This is a genomic window from Streptococcus oralis (genome assembly GCF_019929365.1).
GTDB classification, from domain to species: Bacteria; Bacillota; Bacilli; order Lactobacillales; family Streptococcaceae; genus Streptococcus; species Streptococcus oralis_BT.
Genome location: NZ_JAHZPH010000005.1, coordinates 82,671 through 106,093, shown reverse-complemented (window position 1 = coordinate 106,093; position 23,423 = coordinate 82,671). Strand labels below are relative to the sequence as shown.

Sequence of the window (23,423 nt, the reverse complement as noted above, 5' to 3'; positions counted from 1 at the left end):
AATGTCAAGTAAGTTTGAAATCTTAATGAATCAACTAGGAATCTCTGACCAACTGAAACAGAATCTTGCTCTTATTGATGCAAGCATTGAGCGTGTTGTGGTTCATAAAATTAGTAAGGTCTGGGAATTTCATTTTGTATTTTCTAATATTTTACCGATTGAAATCTTTTTAGAGTTAAAGAAAGGGCTTAGTGAAGAATTTTCTAAGACAGGGAATAAAGCTGTTTTCGAAATCAAGGCGCTCTCTCAAGAATTTTCTAATGAACTCTTACAGGCCTACTACAAGGAGGCATTTTCTGAAGGTCCATGTGCAAGCCAAGGCTTTAAATCTCTTTTTCAGAATTTACAAGTTCGTGCGGAGGGAAATCAGCTCTTTATTGAAGGGTCAGAGGCGGTTGATAAGGAACACTTTAAGAAGAATCATCTTCCTAATCTAGCAAATCAACTTGAAAAGTTTGGTTTCCCAGCTTTTGTATGCCAAATTGAAAAGAACGATGCCCTTACACAAGAGCAGGAGGAAGCCTTCCATGCGGAGAATGAGCAGATCGTTCAAGCTGCCAACGAAGAAGCTTTGCGGGCTATGGAACAACTAGAACAAATGGCTCCTCCTCCAGTAGAAGAGAAACCAACCTTTGACTTTCAGGCTAAAAAGGCTGCGGCCAAGCCAAAACTAGATAAGGCAGAAGTTACCCAGATGATCGATGTGACAACTGAGGAAAATCGTTTGGTCTTTGAAGGGGTCGTTTTTGATGTGGAGCATAAGGTAACCAGAACTGGTCGTGTCTTGATTAACTTTAAGATGACGGACTACACTTCAAGTTTCTCTATGCAAAAATGGGTTAAGAATGAAGAAGAAGCTCAGAAGTTTGACATCATTAAGAAAAATTCTTGGCTCAGAGTGCGTGGGAATGTGGAGATGAATAACTTTACACGCGATTTGACCATGAACGTGCAGGATGTGCAGGAAGTTGTTCACTATGAGCGGAAGGATTTGATGCCAGAAGGTGAGCGTCGGGTTGAGTTTCATGCTCATACTAATATGTCGACCATGGATGCTCTACCAGAGGTCGAAGAAATCGTTGCGACAGCTGCAAAATGGGGTCACAAGGCGGTTGCCATTACGGACCATGGCAATGTTCAGTCCTTTCCACATGGCTATAAGGCTGCCAAGAAAGCGGGAATCCAGCTGATCTATGGAATGGAAGCCAATATTGTAGAGGATCGTGTTCCTATCGTCTATAACGAAGTGGAGATGGATTTGTCGGAAGCTACCTATGTAGTTTTTGACGTGGAAACGACAGGTCTTTCAGCCATCTATAATGACTTGATTCAGGTTGCGGCTTCTAAGATGTATAAGGGGAATGTTATTGCCGAATTTGATGAATTTATCAATCCCGGGCATCCCTTGTCAGCCTTTACAACCGAGTTAACTGGAATTACAGATGACCATGTCAAAAATGCCAAACCACTGGAACAAGTTTTACAAGAATTCCAAGAGTTTTGCAAGGATACAGTCTTAGTTGCTCACAATGCGACCTTTGACGTTGGCTTTATGAACGCTAATTATGAGCGTCATGGTCTGCCTAAGATTAGCCAGCCAGTTATCGATACGCTGGAGTTTGCTAGAAATCTCTATCCTGAGTATAAACGCCATGGTTTGGGGCCTTTGACCAAGCGTTTTGGTGTAGCACTTGAACACCACCACATGGCTAATTACGATGCGGAAGCTACTGGTCGTCTGCTTTTCATCTTTATCAAAGAGGTAGCAAACAAACATGGCGTGACCGATCTGGCTAGACTAAACATTGATTTGATTAGTCCAGATTCTTATAAAAAAGCTCGGATCAAGCATGCAACCATTTATGTCAAGAATCAAGTAGGTCTAAAAAATATCTTTAAACTGGTTTCTTTGTCCAATACCAAGTACTTTGAAGGAGTGCCAAGAATTCCGAGAACGGTTCTAGATGCCCATCGGGAGGGCTTGATTTTGGGGTCGGCTTGCTCCGAGGGTGAAGTTTTTGACGCAGTTGTTTCTCAAGGTGTGGAGGCAGCGGTTGAGGTGGCCAAGTATTATGACTTTATCGAGGTCATGCCACCAGCTATCTATGCACCATTGATTGCTAAAGAGCAGGTTAAGGATATGGAGGAACTCCAGACTATTATCAAGAGCTTGATAGAGGTTGGAGACCGTCTTGGCAAGCCTGTTCTGGCTACGGGAAATGTCCATTATATCGAACCGGAAGAAGAGATTTACCGTGAAATTATCGTCCGTAGTTTGGGACAGGGGGCTATGATTAACCGAACTATTGGTCATGGTGAACATGCCCAGCCAGCTCCTCTTCCCAAGGCTCATTTTCGAACTACTAATGAGATGTTGGATGAATTTGCCTTCTTGGGCGAGGAACTGGCTCGTAAACTGGTTATTGAAAATACCAATGCCTTGGCAGAAATATTTGAGTCTGTTGAGGTTGTTAAGGGTGACTTGTACACGCCTTTCATCGACAAGGCTGAAGAAACGGTCGCTGAGCTGACCTATAAGAAAGCTTTTGAGATTTATGGAAATCCTCTGCCAGATATCGTTGATTTGCGGATTGAAAAAGAATTAACTTCTATTCTGGGGAATGGATTTGCCGTGATTTATCTGGCATCACAGATGCTAGTACAACGTTCCAATGAACGGGGCTACTTGGTTGGTTCTCGTGGATCTGTCGGTTCCAGTTTTGTTGCGACCATGATTGGGATTACGGAGGTTAACCCTCTCTCTCCTCATTATGTTTGTGGTCAGTGTCAGTACAGTGAGTTTATCACCGATGGTTCTTATGGTTCAGGTTTTGATATGCCCAATAAGGATTGTCCAAACTGTGGTCATAAACTTAGCAAAAATGGACAGGATATTCCTTTCGAGACCTTCCTTGGTTTTGATGGGGACAAGGTTCCCGATATTGACTTGAACTTCTCGGGAGAAGACCAGCCTAGCGCCCACTTGGATGTGCGTGATATCTTTGGTGAGGAGTATGCCTTCCGTGCAGGAACGGTTGGTACAGTTGCTGCTAAGACTGCTTATGGCTTTGTAAAGGGCTACGAGCGGGACTATGGGAAGTTTTATCGTGATGCAGAGGTGGAACGCCTCGCTCAAGGTGCGGCTGGTGTCAAGCGGACTACAGGACAACACCCAGGGGGAATCGTTGTTATTCCTAACTACATGGATGTCTATGATTTTACGCCTGTCCAGTATCCAGCGGATGATGTGACGGCTGAATGGCAAACAACTCACTTTAACTTCCACGATATCGATGAGAATGTCCTCAAACTCGATGTGCTGGGTCATGATGATCCGACCATGATTCGGAAATTGCAGGACTTGTCTGGGATTGATCCTAATGAAATCCCTATGGATGATGAAGGCGTGATGGCCCTCTTTTCTGGGACGGATGTGCTAGGGGTGACTCCTGAGCAAATCGGAACACCGACGGGTATGCTGGGGATTCCAGAATTTGGAACCAACTTTGTACGTGGGATGGTAGACGAGACGCATCCGACGACTTTTGCGGAGTTACTTCAGCTGTCTGGTCTGTCCCATGGTACCGATGTGTGGTTGGGAAATGCTCAGGATTTGATCAAGCAAGGAATTGCGGACCTATCAACTGTTATCGGTTGTCGGGACGACATCATGGTTTATCTCATGCATGCGGGTCTCGAGCCTAAGATGGCCTTTACCATCATGGAACGGGTGCGTAAGGGCTTGTGGCTGAAGATTTCCGAAGAGGAGCGAAATGGCTATATCGAAGCTATGAAGGCCAATAAGGTGCCAGAGTGGTATATCGAGTCCTGTGGAAAAATCAAGTATATGTTCCCTAAAGCCCATGCAGCAGCCTATGTTATGATGGCCTTGCGTGTAGCCTACTTCAAGGTTCACCATCCCATTTATTACTACTGTGCTTACTTCTCCATCCGCGCCAAGGCTTTTGATATCAAGACCATGGGGGCAGGTTTAGATGCTATCAAGCGTAGAATGGCAGAAATCGCTGAAAAACGGAAGAACAACGAAGCCTCTAATGTGGAAATCGATCTCTACACGACTCTTGAGATTGTCAATGAAATGTGGGAACGAGGTTTCAAGTTTGGGAAATTGGACCTCTATCGCAGTGATGCAACTGAATTCATCATTGATGGAGATACCCTCATCCCACCATTTGTAGCAATGGATGGTCTGGGAGAGAACGTTGCTAAGCAGTTGGTGCGTGCGCGTGAAGAGGGTGAGTTCCTCTCTAAGACAGAACTGCGCAAGCGTGGTGGGCTCTCATCAACCTTGGTTGAAAAGATGGATGAAATGGGGATTCTTGGAAATATGCCAGAGGATAACCAGTTGAGTTTGTTTGATGAATTTTTCTAAAATATAGAAAGAGGTTTTTATGAAACTTACCATTTCCGCTCAGGATAAGCCAGCGCAGAAGGTGTTTGATTACCAGCTGGATCTTGAGCCTGATACGATTTTGAAAATGACCGCTTTGATTTGCGGCACGGTGGCAGCAGTTAGCCTGCTGTCCTTGTTTAAAGAGAGATAACAAAAGAAAAGGAAGAATAGAATGGTTTTACCAAATTTTAAAGAAAATCTAGAAAAATATGCGAAATTGTTGGTTGCGAATGGAATCAACGTGCAACCTGGTCACACTTTGGCTCTTTCTATCGATGTGGAGCAACGTGAGTTGGCGCATTTGATCGTGAAAGAAGCCTATGCCTTGGGTGCTCATGAGGTCATCGTTCAGTGGACAGATGATGTGATCAACCGAGAGAAATTCCTCCATGCGCCGATGGAGCGCTTGGACAATGTGCCAGAATACAAGATTGCTGAGATGAACTATCTCTTGGAGAACAAGGCTAGCCGTCTCGGTGTCCGTTCATCTGATCCAGGTGCCTTAAACGGAGTGGATGCGGACAAGCTTTCAGCTTCTGCTAAAGCTATGGGACTTGCGATGAAGCCAATGCGTATCGCAACGCAATCCAACAAGGTTAGCTGGACTGTGGCAGCCGCTGCTGGACTTGAGTGGGCTAAGAAAGTCTTTCCAAATGCTGCGAGCGACGAAGAAGCAGTTGATCTTCTTTGGGATCAAATCTTCAAAACTTGCCGTGTCTACGAAGAAGATCCTGTTAAGGCTTGGGAAGAGCATGCAGCCATCCTTAAGAGCAAGGCAGAAATGCTTAATAAAGAACAATTCTCAGCCCTTCACTACACAGCGCCAGGGACAGATTTGACTCTTGGTTTGCCAAAGAACCACGTTTGGGAATCAGCTGGTGCTGTCAATGCACAGGGAGAAGGATTCTTGCCAAATATGCCGACAGAGGAAGTCTTCACTGCCCCTGACTTCCGTCGTGCAGATGGTTATGTAACTTCTACAAAACCACTTAGCTATAACGGCAATATCATCGAAGGGATTAAAGTAACCTTCAAGGATGGTCAAATCGTGGATATTTCAGCTGAGAAGGGTGATCAGGTCATGAAAGACCTTGTCTTTGAAAATGCGGGCGCGCGTGCCTTGGGTGAATGTGCCTTGGTACCAGATCCGAGTCCAATTTCTCAGTCAGGCATTACCTTCTTCAACACCCTTTTCGATGAAAATGCATCAAACCACTTGGCTATCGGTGCAGCCTATGCGACCAGCGTCGTTGGTGGGGCAGAGATGAGCGAAGAAGAGCTTGAAGCTGCGGGACTTAACCGTTCAGATGTTCACGTGGACTTTATGATTGGTTCTAACCAAATGGATATCGATGGTATCCGTGAGGATGGAACACGCGTACCCCTCTTCCGCAATGGAGACTGGGCTATTTAAGGAGTTACAATGCTTGGAAGTATGTTTGTTGGTCTCCTAGTGGGACTTTTGGCAGGTGCTTTGACCAATCGCGGAGAAAGCATGGGATGCTTTGGAAAAATGTTTCTCGGATGGATTGGTGCCTTTTTAGGACAATTACTCTTTGGTTCTTGGGGTCCAATTATAGCAGGAACGGCCATTATCCCAGCTATTTTAGGAGCTATGCTTGTCTTAGCTATTTTCTGGAGACGAGGAAGTTAAGTTCCTAAATCTGAAAAGAAAAGGAGGTTGGTCATTGAGCCAGCCTCCTTTTGAGTATGATATAATAGTTCTATGAGATTAGATAAATTTTTAGTGGCCTGCGCTGTAGGGAGTCGGACGGAAGTCAAAAACTTGCTCAAAGCTGGGCGCGTGACAGTTAATGGCAAGAAAGAAAAGTCAGCGAAACTGCAGATTGATGAAGAAAGAGATGAGATTCGCTTTGATGGGCAAGTGCTGGAGTATGAAGAATTTGTCTACTACATGATGAACAAACCCCAAGGAGTTATTTCAGCGACCGAGGATCCCAAGCACAGAACGGTTCTAGACTTGTTGGATGACTTGGCGCGGACCAAGGAAGTTTTTCCAGTAGGGCGCTTGGATATTGATACACATGGTCTCCTGCTCTTGACCAATGATGGTCAGCTGGCCCATGCTCTTCTTTCGCCTAAACGTCATGTGGATAAGACTTATCTGGCTCGGGTTAAGGGTATTATGACTCAAGAAGATGTGGAGACATTTGCCAAGGAAATTCCTCTCAAAGACTTTACTTGTCAGCCTGCTAGACTAGAGCTTATATCTATTGATTCAGAAAAGAATCAAAGTCTGGTTCGTGTGACCATTGCAGAAGGGAAGTTTCATCAAGTCAAACGTATGGTAGCCTACTGTGGCAAGGAAGTAATAGACCTGCAACGTTTGACTATGGGAACTCTGATTTTAGACGAGAACTTAGAACGAGGAGAATGGCGTCGTTTGACCAAGGAGGAGTTAGAAAATCTCCTTGCTAGTATTGCTTAGTTTGGATTATGTTAGAAAAGGTGGGGGAGAATGTCCTTGCCTTTTTATGTTTTTCGGTTGCTTCATTTGTGAAAAGAGTTATAATAGACAGTAGAATAAAAGGAGGAATCTATGAACGCGATTCAAGAATCATTTACGGATCAACTATTTGCCAACTATGAAGCAAATGTAAAATACCAAGCTATCGAAAATGCTGCAAGCCATAACGGCATTTTTGCAGCCCTAGAACGTCGTCAAAGCCATGTAGACAATACACCTGTTTTCTCATTGGATTTGACCAAGGACAAGGTTACCAACCAGAAAGCCTCTGGTCGTTGCTGGATGTTTGCAGCTCTCAACACCTTCCGCCACAAACTCATCTCTCAATACAAGCTTGAAAACTTTGAGTTGTCACAGGCCCACACTTTCTTCTGGGACAAGTATGAAAAATCTAACTGGTTCTTAGAGCAAGTCATTGCGACTGCAGAACAAGAATTGACGAGTCGCAAGGTTAGCTTCCTACTCCAAACGCCTCAACAAGACGGTGGACAGTGGGATATGGTCGTTGCCCTCTTTGAGAAATACGGTGTCGTTCCTAAGTCTGTTTATCCTGAGTCAGTTTCATCTAGCAACAGCCGTGAGCTCAATGCCATCCTTAACAAATTGCTTCGTCAAAATGCTCAAATCTTGCGTGACTTGCTTGCTTCTGGTGCAGACCAAGCAACTGTTCAAGCTAAGAAAGAAGACCTCTTGCAAGAAATCTTTAACTTCCTTGCCATGTCTTTGGGTCTTCCACCACGTAAGTTTGACTTTGCTTATCGTGACAAGGATGATAACTACCAAAGCGAAAAGGGGATCACACCACAAGAGTTTTACAAGAAATATGTCAATCTTCCTCTAGAAGATTATGTTTCTGTTATCAATGCTCCAACTGCTGATAAACCTTATGGCAAATCTTACACAGTTGAGATGTTAGGAAATGTGGTTGGTAGTCGTGCAGTTCGCTACATCAACGTTCCAATGGAGCGCTTGAAAGAATTGGCAATTGCCCAAATGCAAACAGGAGAAACTGTTTGGTTTGGTTCTGATGTCGGCCAACTCAGCAACCGTAAAGCAGGAATCCTTGCGACAGATGTTTATGATTTTGAATCAAGCATGGATATTCAACTGACTCAAGACAAGGCTGGACGTTTGGACTACAGCGAAAGCTTGATGACCCACGCCATGGTCTTGACAGGTGTGGACTTGGACGAAAATGGCAAATCAATCAAGTGGAAGGTTGAAAACTCATGGGGAGACAAGGTTGGTACAGATGGTTACTTTGTTGCCTCAGACGCTTGGATGGACGAATATACTTACCAAATCGTTGTCCGTAAAGAATTACTGACAGCAGAGGAACAAGCTGCCTATGAAGCAGAACCAATTGTACTCGCACCTTGGGATCCAATGGGTGCCTTGGCAGAATAAAGCATAGCGAAAAGAGGTTAGGGAAATCCTAGCCTCCTTTTTTTCAAGTAGCTCCTTAAAGTGGCGATAGATGATGCTTATCAAGTAAGTCTTTTTTAGTTTGAGTCTTTAAGTGACAGAGGAAAAGATATGTGTTATTATAGTAGTACAAAAGGATATCGGAGTAGAAATGAAGTATTTAAGTAGCCAAGACATCAAGGATCGTCAACGAAACATCAGCGATATTAAACCCTACAAAACAAGCAAGGAAATTGTCGTTTCAAATATCTTTACCTTCTTTAATGCCATGAACTTGGCTCTGGCAGTTCTAGTAGCCACAACCTTGCGATTTGAAAATATGCTCTTTTTAGGTGTGATTGCTATCAATACAGCCATCGGGATTTTCCAAGAAGTACGTTCAAAAAATGCTTTAGAAAAACTAAGTTTGCTTGGTGAAAGCAAATACAGGGTCAATCGAGATGGTCAAACGATTGAGATTGCTCCAGAGGACATCGTTCTAGGCGAGTATCTGCATCTCAATCTGGGAGATCAGGTGCCTGTAGATGCAGAGGTACTTGAAGGGAATATTGAAGTAGATGAGTCCTTGCTGACGGGTGAGAGTGATTCAGTCTTTAAAACAGTTGGTGACAAGCTGATGAGCGGAAGCAATGTCGTCAGCGGTACTTGTCTGGTTACGGCGACGGCGGTCGGTCCCGATAGTTATATCAACAAACTCGCAAAATCCAGCAAGAAATTCAAAAAATACCCTTCTCAACTGCGCGACTACATGGATAAGATTTTAAAAATCGTCTCTATCTTGCTGTTGCCAGTTGCCATTCTGCTCTATGTCAGAGGTTTTAGTCTAGGGCGGTCTTATGTTGAGATTGTCTTGGGAAGTTCTGGTGCTCTGGTCGGTATGATTCCAGAGGGTTTGATTCTCCTGGTCAGTGTGTCCCTAGCGGTAGCGGCCATGAAGTTGGCTAAAAAGAAGGTTCTGGTGCAGGAGCTATACTGTGTGGAAACCTTGGCGCGTGTAGATGTTCTTTGTTTTGATAAGACTGGAACCATCACGACTGGTAATATGAAGGTCCAAGAAATGGATGCTAATGTAGCAGAGAAACTATCTTCTTATCTGGCTTATTTCGAGGATGAAAATGCGACGTCGCGAGCTCTGAAGACTTACTTAACCCGTGAGAAAAAATGGGAAGTTCAAGAAGTTGGTGCCTTTTCAAGCAAAAACAAGTATTCCTTTGTCCAAGTAAAAGAGGGCGGGACCTATTTCTTCGGTGCTTATGAATTTCTAGGCTTTACCCAGCCGATGGATGCCTACTATGAAGATCTAAAACAGCAAGGTTTTCGAATCTTGACACTTGCTCATAGCAAGGACCACATCACGAGTCCAGTGAGTATGGAACTACTGGGTCATGTGGTTCTGTCAGATGAGATTAAGGACAATACCAAGGAAACCTTTGACTATTTCGAATCTCAAGGTGTTGAAGTGAAGATTATCAGTGGTGATAATCATGTGGCTGTATATGGGGTGGCTCGTAAGGCAGGCTTTAAGGAAGAAGCCCGTGCGATTGACATGACCAAGGTGAGTGATGATGACTTTGAAAGAGTGGTCTTGGAACACGAGATCTTTGGTCGCGTGACACCTGAACAGAAAGAAAAGATGGTGGCTGTTTTGCAAAATGCTGGTAAAACAGTTGCAATGAGTGGTGACGGAGTTAATGATGTTCTAGCTCTCAAGAAAGCAGATATTAGTTTTGCTATGAATGGTGCTACCAGCGCAGCTAAAAGTGTATCCAATATTGTTTTCCTGACAGATGACTTTGCAGTATTTTATGATATCTTGATGGAAGGACGCCGTGTCATCAATAACATCCAAAAGGTAGCCTCTCTCTTTCTAACAAAGACTTTCTTCTCCATCGTGTTTGCGATTTTGAGTGTGATTTTTGGTTTGGAATTTGCCTTTATCCCCATTCAGTTTACAATCATTTCAGCTATTACGATTGGGATTCCATCCTTCTTTCTAACTTTTGAGTCCAATAAAGAAAAGGTCAGCACACATTTTATGCGAGATATTTTGACCAATGCTGCGATTGGCGGTGGCATTCTGGTTGCTAGTGTTCTCCTGACGAACTTCTTTATCACTGTCTCAGGTCAGGTCAAATTTATTTGCTTCCTCCTTGCTTTGATCAATGGTCTGTTCCTGGTTGCTAAGGTCAGTCTGCCATTTAATCGATACAAACTAGTCTTGCTCACATTTTTGAGCCTTGCAGCCCTTGTTGGCGTACTTGCCAATACATTTATCCTGCAAGGAGCTTTTGTGCCTTTAGAAGCCAAACAGATGCTCTATGTTGCCATTCTAGCAGTTGTAATTGGAAGCTTTCATTATCTTACTAGGAGAAAAAGTTGATACACAAAAAGAATCAGAATTTAATCCTGATTCTTTTTTGTTTATATATTCTCACCGAGATTACATGATACCGAAGAAACGAGCTGCGATACCAACTGCAAAGAGGGCAAGGATGATTGTGATTGGAGATACTTTTTTCTTAAGCAACCACATGCAAAGGAAAGTAAGGAGAAGTCCCATCAATCCTGGAATCAATGAGTCCAACTGACCTTGAAGCGTTTGTGGTTGAACTCTATCTAGGCTCATACCACTAAGCGCTTGACCAAGAATGCCCTTCAACTCAGCTCCTGTAACAGGACCTTCTGGGAAGTTGATGTAGGCACCTTCTGACAATTGTTTGCCTGGAAGGTTGATAGTGAAGTTGATGGATACCCAACGTTGTACAAGAACGGCAAGGATGAACATACCAAGGATAGAAGCACCTTTAGTGATGTCTTTCAAGATACCACCAGACATGTCTTTAGTGATCTCAGATCCAGCTTTGTAACCGAACTCTTGTGTGTACCATAGGAAGGCCATACGGATAGCATTCCATCCGAAGAAGAAGAGAAGTGGACCAACAAGGTTACCAGATGCAGCAAGTGATGCACCAAGAGCTCCAAGGATAGGACGAACTGTAAACCAGAATACTGGGTCACCGATACCAGCAAGAGGTCCCATCATACCGATTTTAACCCCTTGGATAGCCGCGTCGTCGATTTCAACACCGTTAGCGCGCTCTTCTTCAAGTGCAAGAGTAACCCCCATGATTGGAGCAGCGACGTATGGGTGAGTGTTGAAGAATTCAAGGTGGCGCTCAAGAGCAGCCGCTTGGTCTTCTTTTTTAGTGTACAATTTTTTGATAGCTGGGATCAATGAGTAAGCCCAACCCAAGTTTTGCATACGTTCGTAGTTCCAAGAACCTTGAAGGAATTGTGAACGCCACCAAACTTTTTGACGATCTGATTTTGATAATTGAATTTTTTCAGCCATGATTGTTCCCCTTTCTAGTAGTCTTCTAGGATATCACCGATTGGGTCGTTAGAAGTTGCAGCTCCGCCGCCACCGTTTCCACCTTGTTTTGTAAGGTTAAGGTAGATGAAGGCAAGGGCAACACCGATGACACCAAGGGCAATCAAAGTCAATTGAGAGATTGCTGCAAGAGCAAAACCGATAGCGAAGAATGGCCATACTTCACGAGTTGCCATCATGTTGATAACCATAGCGTAACCAACGGCAACGACCATAGCACCACCGACAGCCATACCACCGTTCAACCAGTCTGGCATCAATTTGAGAGCATCTTGAACGGCAGAAGCAGGGATAGCGATAAGGAAGGCAGCAGGGATTGCAATACGAAGACCTTGAAGAAGAAGTGCAACAAAGTGAGCACGTTCAACAGCCGCAATATTTCCTTCTTTAGCAGCAGCGTCAGCAGTGTGAACCAAGGCAACTGAGATTGTACGAACAATCATAGTCAAGAAAAGTCCAGCTACGGCAAGAGGAATAGCTGTTGCCGTAGCAACGGCGATACCTTCAGTAGTAAAGTTACCACCTTTGATCAAGATGATTGCTGCAGCAACAGATGCAAGAGCAGCGTCAGGAGCTACGGCAGCTCCGATGTTTGCCCAACCAAGGGCGATCATTTGAAGAGATCCACCAAGCATAACACCTGCTTCGAGGTTACCAGTTGCAAGTCCGATAAGGGTACATGCGACGATTGGTTGATGGAATTGGAATTGGTCGAGGATACCTTCAAGACCTGCAAGGAAGGCAACAACTACAACCAAGATAGCAGAAATGATTGAAATATCTGACATGGTTTTATTCCTTTTCTATTTAGTTTTAATAAAGTATTTAATCCTGTTTTCAAAAATGATAGAAACAGATTAACATTATTGAACATTTGCTTTCTTAATCAAGTCAAACAAATCTTTTTTCGTGTCGTTTGGTACTTTACGTACGTCAAATTCAACACCGAGGTCACGCAATTTTTCAAAGGTTGCAACGTCTTCTTTGTCCATAGACAAAACGTTGTTAATCATTGTTTTACCTGTTGAGTGAGCCATAGAACCAACGTTAAGGGTCTTGATTGGCACGCCACCTTCGATAGCACGAAGTGCATCTTGTGGAGTTTCAAACAAGATAAGGGCATGAGTTTCTCCGAAACGTGGGTCTTTTGCAACGTCGATCAATTTCTGGATTGGGACAACGTTGGCTTTTACTCCATTAGGAGCTGCTTGTTTGATCAATTCTTTACGCAACTCGTCGTTTGCAACGTTGTCTGAAGCAACGATGATACGATCTGCTTTTGAATCTGGAGTCCAAGCAGTGGCAACCTGACCGTGAAGGAGACGAGTGTCTAGACGAGCAAGGTTGATTTTCAGTTTACCGTCACCGATAACTGTTCCTTCTGGAATAGCAGCTTGTGAAACTGGAGCAGCTGCAGCAGTTGCAACTTCCTCAACTGGGTTAAGCTCTTCTGGAAGAGCCTTGATGCCATCTTTGGCTTCTTTAATGATATTCGCAGCGACTTTATCCACACCTGCATTCGCGTCCATAAGGCGCTCTGTGTAGGCTTGGATCAACATCGGCAAGTTCAGTCCTGTGATGATGGCAAACTTACGTTCTGGATTTTCTCCCATTACGCGGCTAGCTTGGTTGAATGGAGATCCACTCCAAAGGTCAGCCAATACTAGAACCTCATCTTCTGCGTCAAATGCAGCCACAGCGTTGTTGAATTTAGCGTAAAGGTCATCTGGACCTTCATTTGGCATAAAGGTTACAACTTGAACCTTTTCTTGTTCACCAAAGATCATAGATCCTGACTGATGAATACCCGCAGCAAATTCGCCGTGGCTCGCAATAATGATTCCGATACTCATTATTGTCATTCCTCCTTATAAAATGTTTGACTGTATGTTTAAGAAAACTTTAAGCCTAACTTTAAGTATAAACCGTTTTCAAACAAAAATCAACCATTTCTTATAAATATGTGTTAATTTTCAATGAAAACTCGTTTACAAAATGTTAATATATAAACATTTTATGGAAATGTATAAAAAAATAAGAGAGTAATTTAATATAAAAAAATGAAAACAGGCCGATTAATTGAAAAATTGTGAAAATCAAAAAAGCTAGCACAAGCTAACTTTTTGAGCGTTATAGGAATAAATCTTGTAGGGTATGGGCAACACCATCTTCATCATTTGTCAGAGAGAGTTGCTCATCAGCATATGGTAGCAAATCGGGATTGGCATTTTTCATGGCATATCCCTTGCCTGCAAAAGCCAGCATTTCGGTGTCATTGTGTTCATCTCCAAAGGCAATCAGGTCTTTTTTGTCACGGTTCATAACATTGAGCAAGTATTCTAAGGCAAAGGCTTTGTTGACCCCTTTTGGTGTACATTCGAGAATGTTGAGGGGCCCTCCCCAGGTATTGATTGCTAGTTGGTGTTGGTAAAAACGATTCATCTCATCTGCTAGCGCGTATTTATCATCGACTCTTGTTTGCAAAAGGATACAGTTAGGGTCCTTGGTCACCAATTCGGATTTGAATTGATTTTCTGGTTGGAAATTTTCTACACCAAATAGTTTGGGATTGGCAATTTCTTCATTAGGAGCCGTGATATAAAATTTCTTGCGGTATTCTCCTGCAATAAAGTCGGCTTGGATATCCTCTTTGCGTTTGACCATGTCTAAGAGGTATTTTTTGTCCAAGGTCAAGCACTTTTCGTGTTCCCAAGTCTGCCCTGGTAGATGGGTAAGGGAACCGTTGAAGTTGATCATAGGTGTGTGCAGCTCTAGTTCCTGATAAAATTCTTTTGCCATACGGTAAGGGCGCCCAGTAGTGATGATGACATGGTGGCCTTTTTCAGCAATTCGTTTAATTGTGTTTCGAGTAAAATCTGAAATCTTACTCTCTGAGTTGAGCAGGGTTCCGTCCAAATCAACTGCGATAATTTTTTTAGTCATATAAACCTTCCTAGTACATTCCAGATAAGATGTCTACTATTATATCATATATCAAAAAGAAAGAAGAAAAACAGACTCAAAACAAAAAATAGAAATTTCATTTTGTTAAATAAATCAAACAAACATATTGAAAAGGTGAATAATAAATGTTATAATACTCATATTGTTCGTAAAAAACAAAAGGAGATTCATAATGGACAAACTATTTAAACTAAAAGAGCACGGGACAGATGTCCGTACAGAGGTGCTTGCTGGTTTAACAACATTCTTTGCAATGAGTTATATTCTCTTTGTAAACCCACAAATGCTTTCACAGACTGGCATGCCTGCCCAAGGTGTCTTTCTTGCAACGATTATCGGTGCAGTAGCTGGTACCTTGATGATGGCTTTCTATGCTAACCTGCCTTACGCTCAAGCGCCAGGTATGGGACTCAATGCCTTCTTTACCTTCACAGTTGTTTTCGGGCTTGGTTATTCATGGCAAGAAGCTTTGGCCATGGTCTTTATCTGTGGGATTATTTCATTGATTATTACCTTGACAAATGTTCGTAAAATGATCATTGAGTCAATTCCTACTGCCCTTCGTTCTGCTATTTCAGCGGGTATCGGTGTTTTTCTTGCTTATGTAGGGATTAAGAATGCTGGTCTTTTGAAATTCTCTATTGATCCAGGTACCTATACTGTTGCTGGTGAGGGAGCAGATAAAGCTCAAGCAGCTATTACAGCAAATTCTTCAGCAGTTCCAGGTTTGGTTGACTTTAACAACACAGCAGTGTTGGTCGCACTTGCAGGTCTTGCTATTACGATTTTCTTTGTTATCAAGGGAATCAAGGGGGGAATCATTCTTTCTATTTTAACAACGACTGTGCTTGCCATTGCTGTTGGTGTTGTGAATTTGTCAGGGATTGACTTCGCTAGCAACAATCTTTCATCAGCGATTAATGATCTAGGAACTTTGTTTGGTGCTGCTCTTGGTTCAGAAGGTTTAGGATCTTTGATTTCAAACACTTCACGTTTACCAGAAACCTTGATGGCTATTCTTGCCTTCTCACTAACGGATATTTTTGACACAATTGGTACTCTTATCGGTACTGGTGAAAAAGTTGGTATCGTTGCGACAAGTGGAGAAAACCACGAGTCCGCTAAATTGGACAAGGCTCTATATTCTGATTTGGTAGCAACTTCGGTAGGTGCCATTGCAGGTACTTCAAACGTTACGACTTATGTTGAGTCTGCGGCGGGTATCGGCGCTGGTGGACGTACTGGTTTGACAGCCCTAGTGGTTGCGATCTGTTTTGCTCTATCTAGCTTCTTTAGCCCACTTCTAGCGATTGTTCCTACAGCTGCAACAGCACCAATTTTGATCATCGTTGGGATTATGATGCTTGGTAGCTTGAAAAACATCCAGTGGGATGATATGGCTGAGGCTGTTCCTGCCTTCTTTACATCGATCTTCATGGGATTCAGCTACTCAATCACTCAAGGGATCGCAGTTGGTTTCTTGACATACACCTTGACAAAACTTGTCAAAGGTCAAGCCAAGGATGTGCACGTGATGATTTGGATTTTGGATGCCTTGTTTATCCTGAACTATATCAGCATGGCGCTATAAATGGTATAATATAGAAAGGGGGTCTTCCCCTTTTTATCATAAGGAGGTATATCATGAAGAAAAAAAGTATCTGGCAAGAAATTCTGGATAGAGGAATATGGGTGTTGATTTTTTTAATAGGACTGGTGTTATCTCAACTTCCCTTAATTTTATCTGCCCTTTTATCCGCTAGACAATTCCCACTCCTACAGTCAGGACTCTTGGTGGCTTTGCTGTCGGTCGCTATTCTAACTGTTTTTATCTTTAGTGCGCGAAAAACAGAGATTGCGACCTTCAATCTTTCTTTTTTCAAGACAAAAGATCTGGCCCGCTTGGTTTTGAGTTATTTGGTTATTTTCACAAGTAACTTATTCGGATCTGCCTTGCTCCGTCTGATGAATGAATCTACGACCAGCAATCAATCAACTATTAATAATCTGGTTCAGAATAGCTCGCTGATTTCCAGCTTTTTCTTACTGGTTCTGATTGCTCCCATTTGTGAGGAAATATTGTGTCGTGGAATTATCCCTAAAAAGATCTTCCGTGGGAAGGAGAAGTTGGGTTATCTTGTAGGTGCAGTCGTCTTTGCCTTGCTCCACACACCGACCAATTTGCCTTCTCTCCTTATCTATGGAGGAATGTCGACAGTTTTAACTTGGACAGCTTACAGAACAGAACGCTTAGAGATGTCGATCTTGCTTCATATGATTGTCAATGGTATTGCCTTTTGTTTGCTGGCTTTACTGGTTTTGATTAGTCGAAATGTAGGCTTGCCTTTCTAAACCATTTCCTTACTTGGAAAAGATAAATGCTAGCGTATCCATCTTTTTCTTTTTATGGTAAAATAGAGAAATAATGTGGTGAAAAACCTTGAGGAGTGACCGTATGTCCAATAAAGCTAGTCAGGCAAAAACAGCCATTTGCGGAATTATCAATGTAACCCCAGATTCCTTTTCGGATGGTGGTCAGTTTTTTGCTGTTGACCAGGCTCTCCAGCAAGCTCGTAAATTGATAGCAGAAGGAGCGAGCATGCTAGATATCGGTGGGGAATCGACTCGGCCGGGCAGTAGCTATGTTGAGATAGAAGAGGAAATCCAGCGTGTTGTTCCAGTCATCGAAGCTATCCGTGAGGAAAGTGATGTCCTCATTTCCATTGATACTTGGAAAAGTCAGGTAGCAGAGGCTGCCTTGGCTGCTGGTGCCAATCTGGTAAATGACATCACGGGTCTCATGGGAGATGAGAAAATGGCGGATGTGGTTGCTAAAGCTGGAGCGCAAGTAATCATCATGTTTAATCCAGTCATGGCGCGACCTCAGCATCCTAGTTCGCTCATATTTCCTCATTTTGGATTTGGTCAAGCCTTTACAGAGAAAGAGATAGCTGGCTTTGAAAAAATGCCAATCGAAGACTTGATGAAGTCTTTCTTCGAACGAGCTCTAGCAAGAGCGGAGAAAGCAGGGATTTCGAAAGGCAAGATCATGCTGGATCCAGGAATTGGCTTTGGTCTGACTAAGAAGGAAAATCTGCTCCTTCTACGTGATCTGGATAAACTGCATCAGAAAGGCTATCCAATCTTTCTCGGTGTTTCGCGCAAGCGGTTTGTTATCAATATCCTTGAGGAGAATGACTTTGAAGTTAATCCTGAGACCGAACTTGGTTTCCGCAATCGAGACACAGCCTCGGCTCATGTAACCAGTATCGCTGCGAGACAGGGTGTGGAAGTGGTGCGCGTGCACGATGTAGCCAGTCACAGGATGGCGGTTGAAATTGCGTCAGCCATTCGTTTGGCAGATGATGCAGAAAATCTAGATTTAAAACAATATAAGTAAGATGAACGAAATTCAAAACAATCAGTGGATTGCCCACTATCGGACGGACCAACCACATTTTGGTTTGGAGCGAATGGTAGAACTCCTAGCTCTGCGAGGCAATCCCCATCTCAAACTTAAGGTCATCCATATCGGAGGGACCAATGGCAAGGGATCTACCATTGCTTTTTTGAAAAAGATGCTGGAAAAGCTAGGTCTGAGAGTTGGTGTTTTCAGCTCGCCCTATCTCATTCATTATACAGACCAGATTAGCATCAATGGGGAATCCATCCCAGAAGCGAGGCTAGAAGCCCTCATGGCAGTTTATCGCTCTTTGCTTGAGGGGGAGAGGAGCGTTGCATTACAAGGAACGACTGAGTTTGAGATTATCACAGCTCTAGCTTATGATTATTTTTCCTCAGAGAAAGTAGATGTGGCTATCATGGAAGTCGGCATGGGTGGACTCTTGGATAGTACCAATGTCTGCAAGCCGATTTTAACAGGAATTACAACCATTGGACTGGACCATGTAGCCCTACTTGGTGATACTTTAGAAGCTATAGCAGAGCAGAAAGCTGGTATTATCAAACAAGGTATTCCTTTGGTGACAGGTCACATTACTCCAGAAGCCTTGACTGTGATAGACCCTATTGCAGAAGCTAAAAATGCGCCGCGACTTGCCTATGGGAAAGATTACCAGGTTCGTCATCAAGAAAGCGTGGTAGCGGGTGAAATCTTTGATTATACTAGTTCTGTCAGACAAGGTCGCTTTCAAACAGGTCTGCTTGGCTTGCATCAGATCGAGAATGCGGGGATGGCCATAGCTTTACTTGATACTTTTTGTCAAGAAGATGGGCGGGAGTTGGCAAGTAATGACTTAATTGCTCAAGCTTTGAAAGAGACCAGATGGCCAGGGCGTTTGGAGGTCATGTCTAGCGACCCATTGTTGCTTTTGGATGGGGCCCACAATCCCCATGCTATCAAGGCTTTACTAGCAACCTTACAAGAACGCTTTGCGGATTATCATAAGGAAATCCTCTTTACCTGCATCAAAACCAAGGCCTTGGATGATATGCTGGACTTGCTAGGGGAAATGCCAGATACCGAGCTTACCCTGACACATTTTGACGATAGTCGGGCGACAGATGAGAACGTGTTGAAAGAGACAGCTAAGTCTAGAAAACTCAATTACCAAAGTTGGCAGGAGTTTTTAGATCAGAAATTGACAGATAAAAAAGAAGAGAAACAAACAGTTAGGATTGTCACAGGTTCCTTGTATTTCTTGAGCCAAGTGAGAGCCTACCTGATGGAGAGGAAGAACGAGAATGGATATACAAAAGATCGAAACGGCTGTAAAAATGATTATTGAGGCTGTCGGTGAGGATGCTAATCGCGAGGGATTGCAGGAAACACCTGCTCGTGTAGCCCGTATGTATCAAGAGATTTTTTCAGGTCTTGGTCAAACAGCGGAGGAACACCTGTCAAAATCCTTTGAGATTATTGATGATAATATGGTTGTAGAAAAGGATATTTTTTTCCACACCATGTGTGAGCACCACTTCTTGCCGTTTTATGGAAGAGCACACATTGCCTACATTCCAGATGGTCGTGTGGCAGGCCTGTCTAAGCTGGCCCGTACGGTTGAAGTTTATTCTAAAAAACCACAGATTCAAGAACGGTTGAATATCGAAGTGGCCGATGCCTTGATGGACTATCTGGGGGCTAAGGGAGCCTTTGTTGTCATTGAGGCAGAGCATATGTGTATGAGCATGCGTGGTGTCAGAAAGCCAGGCACTGCGACTTTGACCACTGTAGCCCGTGGCGTATTTGAGACGGATAAGGATCTCCGAGATCAGGCTTATCGTTTAATGGGACTATAAAAAGAATCCGCTTCAAGCGGATTTTTCTAGAAAGGACTAGTTATGGATCAGCTAAAGATTAAAGATTTGGAAATTTTTGCCTATCACGGGCTTTTTCCTAGTGAAAAAGAGCTAGGGCAAAAGTTTGTCATTTCAGCCATCCTATCCTATGATATGACCAAGGTAGCGACAGACTTGGATTTGGCGGCTTCTATTCATTACGGCGAACTTTGTCAGCAGTGGACGACTTGGTTTCAGGAAACCACTGAGGACTTGATTGAGACGGTAGCCTACAAACTAGTTGAACGTACCTTTGAGACCTATCCTCTTGTCCAAGAAATTGAGTTGGAACTCAAAAAACCTTGGGCTCCAGTGCATTTACCACTGGATACCTGCTCAGTGACCATTCACCGTCGTAAGCAACGGGCTTTTATCGCCCTAGGAAGCAATATGGGGGATAAGCAAGCAAACTTGGAACAAGCTATCGACAAACTGCGAGTTCGTGGTATCCATATTCTCAAAGAGTCCAGTGTCTTGACGACGGAGCCTTGGGGCGGTGTGGAACAGGATAGTTTTGCCAATCAGGTGATTGAAGTAGAAACCTGGCTTCCAGCACCAGTCTTGTTAGAAACATTATTAGCCATTGAGTCAGAAATGGGGCGGGTTCGAGAGGTTCATTGGGGACCTCGTTTGATTGATTTGGACTTACTCTTTGTGGAGGACCAAGTCATCTATACAGACGACCTCATCTTACCTCATCCTTACCTAGCAGAACGCCTCTTTGTCCTTGAACCTTTATTGGAAATAGCTCCCCATTTTATTCATCCAATCTTAAAACAACCAATTCGTTACTTGTATCAAGAATTGAACAAATAGAAAAAACTCTAGTTCCTCAGCAGTTTGCGCCGAGAAGCTAGAGTTTTTAAAATAGGTCATTTTCTTCAGGAAGGAGGATGGTTTCTCTCCCGTCCATGTCTAAAACAAGGACCCGAGGAGGGTAAAGAGGGTCGAAGGGATGATTAAAATCAAAGTCGATACTAGTCGGCAGGTGCTGACTAGAGAAATGGAAGGTAATGGTCCCCTCGTTGTTTAGTAGTTGAAATTCAAGTTCCTCTTCTAATTCAAAGACGTTTTTCAAAAAATGATCAATAATAAACCATAAAGAGTCGATAACATCGTCAGGCAAGCTGGTCACAACGCCAAAACTGGCCGAACGTCTCTGAGTATTTGTAAAAGCCATAAACATTCCCTCCCCCATTTTATTTTTCCTTATCATACAGCAAAACATCCCAAAAATCAAGAAATCGTACTCGCTTTTTCAAAATGGGAATAGGTTGTGAAATTTTTTCAAAGTTTCTCTAAAAAATACTTGAAAGTGTTTACAATAAGTGATAAAATGGAGTAAGCAGATGTATGAAAGCGAAATTTTCAATATAGAAAGGAAACAGAATGAACACAGATGATACAGTAACGATTTATGATGTTGCCCGTGAAGCTGGGGTTTCAATGGCAACTGTTAGCCGTGTAGTGAATGGCAATAAGAACGTCAAAGAGAATACTCGTAAAAAAGTTCTAGAGGTGATTGATCGTCTTGACTACCGTCCAAATGCGGTAGCGCGTGGATTGGCCAGCAAGAAAACCACGACAGTTGGTGTTGTGATTCCAAATATCACTAATGGCTATTTTTCAACCCTAGCCAAGGGGATTGATGATATTGCAGAGATGTATAAGTATAATATCGTCCTAGCCAACAGTGATGAAGACGATGAAAAAGAAGTTTCAGTAGTTAATACTCTCTTTTCAAAACAGGTTGACGGGATCATTTTTATGGGCTATCACTTGACTGAAAAGATTCGTTCAGAATTTTCTCGTTCTCGGACACCAGTTGTCCTTGCAGGAACGGTGGATATTGAACACCAGTTGCCAAGTGTTAATATTGACTACAAACAAGCAACGATTGATGCAGTAACTCATTTGCTTCAGGAAAATGAAAAGATTGCCTTTATCAGTGGACCACTTGTTGATGATATCAACGGCAAAATTCGATTGATTGGTTACAAGGAAGCATTGAAAAAGGCAGGAATCCCTTATAGCGAGGGCTTGGTATTTGAATCTAAATACAGCTATAATGATGGCTATGCCTTGGCAGAGCGCTTGGTTTCTTCACAGGCTACAGCTGCAGTTGTGACAGGTGATGAATTGGCTGCGGGTGTGTTAAATGGCTTGGCAGATCACGGTATTTCTGTACCGGAAGAGTTTGAAATCATTACGACAGATGATTCTCAAATTGCACGATTCACTCGTCCAAACTTAACGACAATTGCTCAACCTCTATACGACCTTGGTGCTATCAGTATGCGTATGTTGACCAAGATTATGCATAAGGAAGAGTTGGAAGAACGTGAAGTTCTTCTACCTCACGGTTTGACAGAACGTCGTTCGACACGAAAACGTAAATAGAAAAAATCAGGGAATCGAGAAGATTTCCTGATTTTCAATTTTAACCTTCCAAGTAATTGCGAAGTTCTTGTCCTTTTAGTCCAGCATTAAGGGCAATTAATAATTTGAGGCGAGCTTTTTGAGCATTGAGTTCTTTGACAAAGAGAACACCAGATTCTTGCAACTGAACTCCTCCCCCTTGGTAGGCATAAACAGGTTCAGCAATTCCGTTAAAACAACGTGAGACCAAGGCGACTGGGATTCCTTTTTGGAGGAGATTTTCCAACTTTCGAGCTGTTTCTTTGGGAACATTGCCTGCTCCAAAGGCCTGAATGACTAAGCCATCCAGCTGTTCCAAGTCTAACATATCGATCAGCTCGTCTGTCATACCGGCATAGGCAGAGATGATGGGAACCAGACCCTGAATTTGTTCGAGATCAAAACGGACACGAGGTTCAGCCGTTTTGAAGTAGAGGATTTCTTGCTTCATGATGAGGCCAAGTGGTCCATGTGTTGGGGTTTGAAAGGTCCCGACGTTTGTCGTATGGGTTTTGGTTACGTACTTGGCCGCGTGGATTTCATCGTTCATGACGACCAGAACCCCCTTATCAGCTGCTTTGTCATCGCTGGCAACTCGTAAAGCACTCAGATAGTTGTATACACCGTCGCTACCGAGTTCGTTGGAACTACGCATAGCTCCAGTTAGAACGATGGGCATGTGTGGGATTTCCATGGTATCAAGGAAGTAGGCAGTTTCCTCTAGCGTATCTGTTCCATGTGTGATGACAACCCCATCGTAGTGGTCTGCTTCCTCTTTGATTTTATGATAGAGTGCAAGCATATGCTTGGGTTTGATATGGGGACTCGGTAGGTTAAAAAAGTCTAGGGCATGAACCTCAATCCCTTCAAGCGGATTGGAAACATGGTTCATGGGATTTTCCTGGCTAGTTACAACGGCTCCAGTGGCGTCAGCTTGCATGGAAATAGTCCCACCTGTATGTAAAACAAGGATTTTCTTAGGCATGATTTACTCACTCTCTCTGAAATGTGGTATAATCATTGTA

20 protein-coding genes are annotated in these 23,423 nt (G+C 43.2%); 14 read left to right on the top strand and 6 right to left on the bottom strand.

What is annotated here, in order from left to right; translation table 11 throughout:
- The first annotated feature begins 1 nt into the window (after position 1).
- The 7 genes from K1I53_RS07455 to K1I53_RS07425 all read left to right on the top strand — a co-directional run bounded on the left by K1I53_RS07455 (position 2) and on the right by K1I53_RS07425 (position 10,707).
- Positions 2-4,393, top strand: a complete 4,392-nt coding sequence (locus tag K1I53_RS07455) for a PolC-type DNA polymerase III (protein WP_223328914.1) — start codon at positions 2-4, stop codon at positions 4,391-4,393.
- Positions 4,394-4,412: 19 nt separating this feature from the next.
- Positions 4,413-4,565: a hypothetical protein gene (locus tag K1I53_RS07450; protein WP_223328913.1), complete on the top strand. Its 153-nt coding sequence runs from the start codon at positions 4,413-4,415 to the stop codon at positions 4,563-4,565.
- 21 nt (positions 4,566-4,586) lie between these two features.
- Complete coding sequence (locus K1I53_RS07445) at positions 4,587-5,828, top strand: aminopeptidase (protein WP_223328912.1); 1,242 nt, start codon at positions 4,587-4,589, stop codon at positions 5,826-5,828.
- Between the two features lie 9 nt (positions 5,829-5,837).
- Positions 5,838-6,068, top strand: coding sequence for a GlsB/YeaQ/YmgE family stress response membrane protein (locus K1I53_RS07440; protein ID WP_223328911.1), 231 nt, complete (start codon positions 5,838-5,840; stop codon positions 6,066-6,068).
- Positions 6,069-6,140: 72 nt separating this feature from the next.
- Entirely contained in the window at positions 6,141-6,863 is a 723-nt protein-coding gene (locus K1I53_RS07435) for a pseudouridine synthase (protein WP_223328910.1), read from the top strand.
- A gap of 111 nt (positions 6,864-6,974) precedes the next feature.
- Entirely contained in the window at positions 6,975-8,309 is a 1,335-nt protein-coding gene (gene pepC / locus K1I53_RS07430; protein ID WP_125448821.1) for an aminopeptidase C, read from the top strand.
- A 169-nt stretch (positions 8,310-8,478) separates the two neighbouring features.
- A complete protein-coding gene (locus K1I53_RS07425) occupies positions 8,479-10,707 on the top strand; it encodes an HAD-IC family P-type ATPase (RefSeq protein ID WP_223328909.1) in 2,229 nt (742 codons plus the stop codon).
- Positions 10,708-10,767: 60 nt separating this feature from the next.
- On the opposite strand, the gene K1I53_RS07420 is transcribed toward K1I53_RS07425, so the two are convergent.
- The 4 genes from K1I53_RS07420 to K1I53_RS07405 form a co-directional block, all read right to left on the bottom strand.
- Positions 10,768-11,679, bottom strand: a complete 912-nt coding sequence (locus K1I53_RS07420) for a PTS system mannose/fructose/sorbose family transporter subunit IID (RefSeq protein ID WP_000818322.1) — start codon at positions 11,677-11,679, stop codon at positions 10,768-10,770.
- Between the two features lie 14 nt (positions 11,680-11,693).
- Positions 11,694-12,506 carry a PTS mannose/fructose/sorbose transporter subunit IIC gene (locus K1I53_RS07415; protein WP_001280321.1) on the bottom strand — a complete coding sequence of 271 codons (813 nt, stop codon included), beginning with the start codon at positions 12,504-12,506 and terminating at the stop codon, positions 11,694-11,696.
- Positions 12,507-12,581: 75 nt separating this feature from the next.
- A complete protein-coding gene (locus tag K1I53_RS07410) occupies positions 12,582-13,571 on the bottom strand; it encodes a PTS sugar transporter subunit IIB (protein WP_000021984.1) in 990 nt (329 codons plus the stop codon).
- A 277-nt stretch (positions 13,572-13,848) separates the two neighbouring features.
- Entirely contained in the window at positions 13,849-14,661 is an 813-nt protein-coding gene (locus tag K1I53_RS07405) for a Cof-type HAD-IIB family hydrolase (protein WP_000162367.1), read from the bottom strand.
- A gap of 193 nt (positions 14,662-14,854) precedes the next feature.
- Between K1I53_RS07405 and K1I53_RS07400 the strand changes: the two genes are divergently transcribed.
- The 6 genes from K1I53_RS07400 to folK all read left to right on the top strand — a co-directional run bounded on the left by K1I53_RS07400 (position 14,855) and on the right by folK (position 20,796).
- Positions 14,855-16,273, top strand: a complete 1,419-nt coding sequence (locus K1I53_RS07400) for an NCS2 family permease (protein ID WP_125448811.1) — start codon at positions 14,855-14,857, stop codon at positions 16,271-16,273.
- A gap of 53 nt (positions 16,274-16,326) precedes the next feature.
- Positions 16,327-17,034, top strand: a complete 708-nt coding sequence (locus tag K1I53_RS07395; RefSeq protein WP_223328908.1) for a CPBP family intramembrane glutamic endopeptidase — start codon at positions 16,327-16,329, stop codon at positions 17,032-17,034.
- A gap of 103 nt (positions 17,035-17,137) precedes the next feature.
- On the top strand, positions 17,138-18,082 hold the full coding sequence (gene folP / locus K1I53_RS07390; RefSeq protein ID WP_223328907.1) for a dihydropteroate synthase: 945 nt from the start codon (positions 17,138-17,140) through the stop codon (positions 18,080-18,082).
- A 1-nt stretch (position 18,083) separates the two neighbouring features.
- The gene (locus tag K1I53_RS07385; RefSeq protein ID WP_223328906.1) at positions 18,084-19,430 is read left to right on the top strand and encodes a bifunctional folylpolyglutamate synthase/dihydrofolate synthase; all 1,347 of its coding nucleotides are present in this window, start codon (positions 18,084-18,086) and stop codon (positions 19,428-19,430) included.
- Complete coding sequence (gene folE, locus K1I53_RS07380; RefSeq protein ID WP_223328905.1) at positions 19,387-19,941, top strand: GTP cyclohydrolase I FolE; 555 nt, start codon at positions 19,387-19,389, stop codon at positions 19,939-19,941. Before K1I53_RS07385 ends, folE begins: the two co-directional genes overlap by 44 nt.
- Positions 19,942-19,983: 42 nt before the next feature.
- Positions 19,984-20,796 carry a 2-amino-4-hydroxy-6-hydroxymethyldihydropteridine diphosphokinase gene (folK, locus tag K1I53_RS07375; RefSeq protein WP_223328904.1) on the top strand — a complete coding sequence of 271 codons (813 nt, stop codon included), beginning with the start codon at positions 19,984-19,986 and terminating at the stop codon, positions 20,794-20,796.
- A gap of 46 nt (positions 20,797-20,842) precedes the next feature.
- Here folK and K1I53_RS07370 read toward each other — a convergent pair whose 3' ends face one another.
- The gene (locus K1I53_RS07370) at positions 20,843-21,160 is read right to left on the bottom strand and encodes a DUF960 domain-containing protein (RefSeq protein WP_223328903.1); all 318 of its coding nucleotides are present in this window, start codon (positions 21,158-21,160) and stop codon (positions 20,843-20,845) included.
- 209 nt (positions 21,161-21,369) lie between these two features.
- Between K1I53_RS07370 and ccpA the strand changes: the two genes are divergently transcribed.
- Entirely contained in the window at positions 21,370-22,380 is a 1,011-nt protein-coding gene (gene ccpA / locus K1I53_RS07365) for a catabolite control protein A (RefSeq protein WP_001090631.1), read from the top strand.
- Between the two features lie 40 nt (positions 22,381-22,420).
- Here the strand turns inward: ccpA and K1I53_RS07360 are convergent, their stop codons facing one another.
- The gene (locus K1I53_RS07360) at positions 22,421-23,383 is read right to left on the bottom strand and encodes an asparaginase (protein ID WP_223328902.1); all 963 of its coding nucleotides are present in this window, start codon (positions 23,381-23,383) and stop codon (positions 22,421-22,423) included.
- Positions 23,384-23,423 lie beyond the last annotated feature (40 nt).

What these genes read in the sequence shown, in the direction of transcription:
- pepC (WP_125448821.1), top strand. Translation starts at nt 6,975, where the DNA reads ATGAACGCGATTCAAGAATCATTTACGGATCAACTATTTGCCAACTAT.
- K1I53_RS07435 (WP_223328910.1), top strand. Translation starts at nt 6,141, where the DNA reads ATGAGATTAGATAAATTTTTAGTGGCCTGCGCTGTAGGGAGTCGGACG.
- K1I53_RS07445 (WP_223328912.1), top strand. Translation starts at nt 4,587, where the DNA reads ATGGTTTTACCAAATTTTAAAGAAAATCTAGAAAAATATGCGAAATTG.
- K1I53_RS07395 (WP_223328908.1), top strand. Translation starts at nt 16,327, where the DNA reads ATGAAGAAAAAAAGTATCTGGCAAGAAATTCTGGATAGAGGAATATGG.
- folP (WP_223328907.1), top strand. Translation starts at nt 17,138, where the DNA reads ATGTCCAATAAAGCTAGTCAGGCAAAAACAGCCATTTGCGGAATTATC.
- K1I53_RS07405 (WP_000162367.1), bottom strand. Translation starts at nt 14,661, where the DNA reads ATGACTAAAAAAATTATCGCAGTTGATTTGGACGGAACCCTGCTCAAC.
- K1I53_RS07420 (WP_000818322.1), bottom strand. Translation starts at nt 11,679, where the DNA reads ATGGCTGAAAAAATTCAATTATCAAAATCAGATCGTCAAAAAGTTTGG.
- K1I53_RS07440 (WP_223328911.1), top strand. Translation starts at nt 5,838, where the DNA reads ATGCTTGGAAGTATGTTTGTTGGTCTCCTAGTGGGACTTTTGGCAGGT.
- K1I53_RS07360 (WP_223328902.1), bottom strand. Translation starts at nt 23,383, where the DNA reads ATGCCTAAGAAAATCCTTGTTTTACATACAGGTGGGACTATTTCCATG.
- K1I53_RS07415 (WP_001280321.1), bottom strand. Translation starts at nt 12,506, where the DNA reads ATGTCAGATATTTCAATCATTTCTGCTATCTTGGTTGTAGTTGTTGCC.
- K1I53_RS07455 (WP_223328914.1), top strand. Translation starts at nt 2, where the DNA reads ATGTCAAGTAAGTTTGAAATCTTAATGAATCAACTAGGAATCTCTGAC.
- folE (WP_223328905.1), top strand. Translation starts at nt 19,387, where the DNA reads ATGGATATACAAAAGATCGAAACGGCTGTAAAAATGATTATTGAGGCT.
- K1I53_RS07385 (WP_223328906.1), top strand. Translation starts at nt 18,084, where the DNA reads ATGAACGAAATTCAAAACAATCAGTGGATTGCCCACTATCGGACGGAC.
- K1I53_RS07410 (WP_000021984.1), bottom strand. Translation starts at nt 13,571, where the DNA reads ATGAGTATCGGAATCATTATTGCGAGCCACGGCGAATTTGCTGCGGGT.
- K1I53_RS07400 (WP_125448811.1), top strand. Translation starts at nt 14,855, where the DNA reads ATGGACAAACTATTTAAACTAAAAGAGCACGGGACAGATGTCCGTACA.
- K1I53_RS07425 (WP_223328909.1), top strand. Translation starts at nt 8,479, where the DNA reads ATGAAGTATTTAAGTAGCCAAGACATCAAGGATCGTCAACGAAACATC.
- K1I53_RS07370 (WP_223328903.1), bottom strand. Translation starts at nt 21,160, where the DNA reads ATGGCTTTTACAAATACTCAGAGACGTTCGGCCAGTTTTGGCGTTGTG.
- K1I53_RS07450 (WP_223328913.1), top strand. Translation starts at nt 4,413, where the DNA reads ATGAAACTTACCATTTCCGCTCAGGATAAGCCAGCGCAGAAGGTGTTT.
- ccpA (WP_001090631.1), top strand. Translation starts at nt 21,370, where the DNA reads ATGAACACAGATGATACAGTAACGATTTATGATGTTGCCCGTGAAGCT.
- folK (WP_223328904.1), top strand. Translation starts at nt 19,984, where the DNA reads ATGGATCAGCTAAAGATTAAAGATTTGGAAATTTTTGCCTATCACGGG.